Raw genomic sequence first — 4722 nt, 5'->3', positions numbered from 1 at the left:
GTCCCTGACGGTTACACCACTGAATCCTTTTTCCTCAATAAGCAGCAAGAACGTGTCTTTGATTAACTCACGCGTTTTTTCAACCATCTGATCATGTATTTTCTTTGCCAAATGCCTCTAACCTTTCAAGTATTGCCACAAATGACAAACGGATTTATATTGCGATTACCACTTCATTCTCATTGTAATTCAGAGTGCAATAAACAATCAACATGTTTCGGGCCAAATAAACTGCGTTATAAAGTATGTTACTTGCGTGATAACTACGGCGCTTCATTGCAAGTACTCACTCAACATAAAGGTCGACATTGTTGATTGAATCCGAAGAAGCAATCAAATAATATAGAAGTAGATAAACAATCAACACATTGTTCATTAAATTGAAGAAGAGGGGTAGCATTAGGGAATAACGCTGTGCACCTCGATGAAGCTACGTTATATAACTCGAATTGGAGGAATTCAATATGACAATCTATGATTTTTCAGCAAAGAACATTCAAGGACTGGACACTAGTTTAAATGAATTTAACAATAAAGTGGTGCTTATCGTAAACACGGCCAGTAAATGCGGGTTAACTCCTCAGTATGCTGAGCTTGAAAAGCTTTACCAGACTTTCCTAGAAAAAGGACTAGTCGTCTTGGGCTTCCCTTGCAACCAATTTGGTGAACAGGAACCTGGAACGAACGAAGAGGTCTTTGAATTTTGCCAGATCAATTATGGCGTGACTTTTCCTATTTTCGAGAAAGTTGAAGTTAATGGGGAAAATAGACACCCATTGTTCGCTTATTTAACAGAGCAGCTACCTTTTGAAGGATTCGATTTGAATAATCCATTAGGTGCCAGATTGCATGAAATGTTAAGTGCTTCAAATAAGCTGAATAATAACGATATCAAATGGAATTTCACGAAATTCCTGATTGATCGTGAAGGTAACGCAGTTCAACGATTCGAGCCTATAGTTACACCGGATGCCATGTACTCGGCTATTGAAGCGATTTTGTAATGAAATAACTTGTAATTGAAATCTTATGTTTGCTGTTTCCCAATTCTATTATGAAAACCCACCTGAACTGGTTATGTTCGGGTGGGTTATTTTTGTATCCGAATCTTAATCGATTACGTAATCATAGCTGAATATCAGGTTAACTCTTTCCACTCCGCGTACAGGTAATGCCTAAAATTTCGCCCTACTTGTGATACGGTTCACTGTAAAATAACTAAGCCAAAATTAGGGCACCCTACTATTTGGATTTAATGACCTCAACGCAGAACATTTAAAAGTATCAACAGAGCAGGTGGATAATAACATTGGCCATTTTGCGTTGTTCCTACTGACACTCTATATTGGGCTGATCCCTCTGTTTCTTCCCAAAATCATATGGTTGTCTGCGACTACTATGGTACTCGGTTTCATGGAAATGTTGCGCACATTGGCGCAATTCGGATGAACAAAACGGAGAGGTTTTACACTTCTGGCATGGCAACTGCATTTACAGTTTTGCCCCTGCTATCTATTTATGGATTTTATCACATAATTAACAACTCACTTATGCAGCCTATCGAGTGGCTGTATGCTGTTCTCAATTTATTCGTTCCCCTAATACTTGGACAGTTTATCTCTGTCAAATCTATGGGAGCAAACTACAAGGATTTCCTGAAAAGCGCATTTTCCTCCATGAAAGCCGGAAAACAAAAATAACATTGTTTGCTAGTAAGGTCTTTTGTATTGAGTAACCACTCACTTTTTATTGACTCGAAAATAGCGGTATGATATAGTGAGTGAGTAGTTACTCATATTAATGATATCTAAGAGAGGTGAAGCTGTTTTGACAAACAACTTGTTAAGTGAAATCCTATCGTCACAATCCGCAAAGCTAACGGTAAAGCAAGGGCGTATTATCGAGGCAGCCATTAGGTTATTTGCTGAAAAGGGCTATTCAAATACATCAACATCTGAAATTGCCAAGGTTGCCTATGTTTCTGAAGGAAGTATCTTTAAGCAGTACGGGACAAAAGACAAATTGTTGCTTTCCCTTATTGTCCCCCATTTGAAAGAAATCATCCCATCAAAGGTTGATGAGATCATTAGTTTAACCAGCAACGAAAACTCGACTTTTGAAGGGTTCTTAACTGATTTCCTTAAAAATCGGGTAGTGTTTATTATGGAAAATCGAGAAATTTCCCAAATATTCATTAAAGAATTAATTTATAAAGAGGAATTGAAAAGAGATCTTATTCCTTACATTTCCGAAGTAGCTGCTCCACGACTATCCAAGATTATTGAAGTGTTTAAAGAAAGCGGTGAAGTCATAGATCTCCCGACCGACAGAATCCTAGCGCTACTTCTCACATTCATAGGTGGATTCCTTGCTTCACACTTTGTGTTGTTGAATAAGGAGTTAATTACCGACGAGGAAATTGATAATGCCATTCGTTTCGTAATGAAAGGTATTCGAAAATCTTCTTCCGATAAATAATGGTTGAATTATAAAAAGGAGTGAATCATTCATGAATATATTTAAAAACAAGCTCACGCTTTTGTCGCCATTTATTGCTGTCTTAGTGATATTACTTTTTTCTCTTGCACTTTTTCCATCTGTACAAGTCCAACCAAAGAACTTACCTATCGCCATTGTGAATGAAGACCAAGGATTTGAAATCCCAAATCAACCAAAACTGAACATGGGTGAAACGATCCTTGACATGGTACAGAAAACTTCATCTTCAACTTCTGGCGAGGACCCTGCTGTTAAATGGGTGAAAGTAAAAGGGGAAGATGTTCAAAACGGCTTAAATAACCAAGAATATTACGCGGCGCTTATTATTCCAAAAGATTTTAGTGCGAAGCAAGCCTCTTTACGCACTCCAACGCCAACGTCGGCTGAAGTTCAAATCTATATTAATCAAGGTATGAACACTGCGGCTTCAACGATGGCAGGGCAAATTTTAAACGGAATTGTAGATAATATGAACAACAATGTTCGTACCCAGCTCTTGGAGGGATTTAAAACGCAAGGTGTTACAGTGACAGCTGAACAAGCTTCTACATTGGTAAATCCTATTGTCAAAAAAGTGACCAATGTCAACGAAATAGGCACAAAAAGCGCGAATGGCAATGCTCCTATTTCCTTATTCCAACCTCTTTGGATGGCCTGTATGGCAACCGCAGCAGTTCTCTTTATGGTTATTAGCAAGATGACAAATAAATCTCGAACAAAAAATCTTTTTGCTAAATTCATGCAAGTTGTAATGGGTGCGGTTGTTGCGGTATTCGTTGGATTTGGCTTAACTTGGCTTGCCGCAAACATGTTGGGGCTTTATATTCCGCAGTTTATGGACACAGCACTGTTCTTAACGATTACCTTTTTCAGYTTTTTCCTTTTAATCTCCGCCGTCATCTCGTGGTTAGGTTTAAAAGGACTTTCTTTCTTTGGATTATTGCTTTTCTTTGGTGCTCCTCTACTCGCTCTAGCACCGGAGATGTTGTCCCCGTTCTATAAGGATTGGATTTATTCATGGCTGCCAATGCGCTTTATGGTGGGGGGTCTTCGAGAACTGTTCTTCTTTGGCAAAGGTTTAAGCTGGAATAATGCCCTATCTTCACTTACTTGGATTGGTGCAGTGAGCGCCGTAGTTATTTTTGGTTCTGCTTTGAAACCTCAGCCAAAAGCAAAACAACAAAAACTTGAAGCCTAATAACCTGACAGTTAATTAGCTCAATACCGCAATCCAATACTCACCATATAGGTATGCTTAAAAGGGAGTGCGATAAAGTTCTTGTCATTTATGACAAGAACTTTCTTGCATAAATCGGGTACCCCCACGCTCCCTATTGCTCCCTTTTTCATGGGTAAGGAGTGATTAAAATGCGGTTATCGGGAAAGATTAATTGACTCATATAAACTTCATTGGTATAACTATGTTGTCTAATTAATTACTTACTCTAATTGTGATCTATATATTTTCACAGAACAGGAGGACAACGTTGCAATCAGATAATTGGTTCAAAGACACTCCATTTCTGCAATCTGGCAAACAAACCCTGAAGCAGAAAAGGATWGTTGAGGCAGCAATTAAATTATTTGCYGAAAARGGCTATTCCAACACTTCGACCGCTGAAATCGCTAAAGTTGCAGAAGTATCGGAGGGTAGTATTTTCAAGCAATACGGRACRAAAGATAAGCTKYTGTTTTCCTTRATYGCTCCTAATTTAAAGGASKTTTTTRCTTCTCAAGCTGACGAGGTGCTTAGTCTATTCGTGACCAACGCTGAAGCCAGYTTTAAAGATCTATTGCGGGCTTTTCTAMGAAATCGAGTTGACTTTATCTCGGAGAATAGAGAAATTTTTCAGGTTATCGTTAAGGAAATCATTTATCAAGAGGAACTAAAAAACGAACTCCTCCCTTACATATCAGAGATTGTTACACCGCGCTTAACAAACATAATTGAGTCAGCTAAAGAACGCGGCGAACTCGTTGACATGGCTACGGGCAGTATTCTCAGGATGCTACTCACAATCATTGGAGGATTGTTGGCTTCTCGTTTTGTAGTATTGAATCAACAATCCATTAGTGACGGAGAAATAGAAGATACTATCTGTCTTATCATGCAGGGTATTGGGAAAACCGTAACGATAAGTTAATCCTACACTCCTCATCCCTCGTGTTTGTCAGGATTCTTGGATTCTGCTGGGATATGAACGGTAACATTGATTCCTGGAT

At 38.7% G+C, this 4722-nt stretch carries 5 protein-coding genes and 1 pseudogene; all 6 read left to right on the top strand.

Annotated features, from left to right (window positions below; all coding sequences use genetic code 11):
- Window positions 1-464 precede the first annotated feature (464 nt).
- The 6 genes and pseudogenes from AC1DUA_RS24225 (at window position 465) to AC1DUA_RS24200 (ending at window position 4643) form a co-directional block, all read left to right on the top strand.
- Complete coding sequence (locus AC1DUA_RS24225) at window positions 465-1004, top strand: glutathione peroxidase (RefSeq protein ID WP_477502197.1); 540 nt, start codon at window positions 465-467, stop codon at window positions 1002-1004.
- Window positions 1005-1445: 441 nt separating this feature from the next.
- On the top strand, window positions 1446-1700 hold the full coding sequence (locus AC1DUA_RS24220; protein WP_477502196.1) for a hypothetical protein: 255 nt from the start codon (window positions 1446-1448) through the stop codon (window positions 1698-1700).
- A 127-nt stretch (window positions 1701-1827) separates the two neighbouring features.
- Window positions 1828-2478, top strand: coding sequence for a TetR/AcrR family transcriptional regulator (locus AC1DUA_RS24215; protein WP_477502195.1), 651 nt, complete (start codon window positions 1828-1830; stop codon window positions 2476-2478).
- 37 nt (window positions 2479-2515) lie between these two features.
- Complete coding sequence (locus AC1DUA_RS24210) at window positions 2516-3697, top strand: YhgE/Pip domain-containing protein (RefSeq protein ID WP_477502198.1); 1182 nt, start codon at window positions 2516-2518, stop codon at window positions 3695-3697.
- 253 nt (window positions 3698-3950) lie between these two features.
- Window positions 3951-4181: pseudogene (locus AC1DUA_RS24205) on the top strand (TetR/AcrR family transcriptional regulator); the annotation flags it as partial.
- Window positions 4182-4259: 78 nt separating this feature from the next.
- Window positions 4260-4643 carry a hypothetical protein gene (locus tag AC1DUA_RS24200; protein ID WP_477502199.1) on the top strand — a complete coding sequence of 128 codons (384 nt, stop codon included), beginning with the start codon at window positions 4260-4262 and terminating at the stop codon, window positions 4641-4643.
- Window positions 4644-4722: the final 79 nt, after the last annotated feature.

It is taken from the genome of Paenibacillus sp. 01T422, assembly GCF_056398785.1.
Note: the sequence above shows the minus strand (reverse complement) of the source record. Positions and strands in the feature narration are given on the sequence as shown.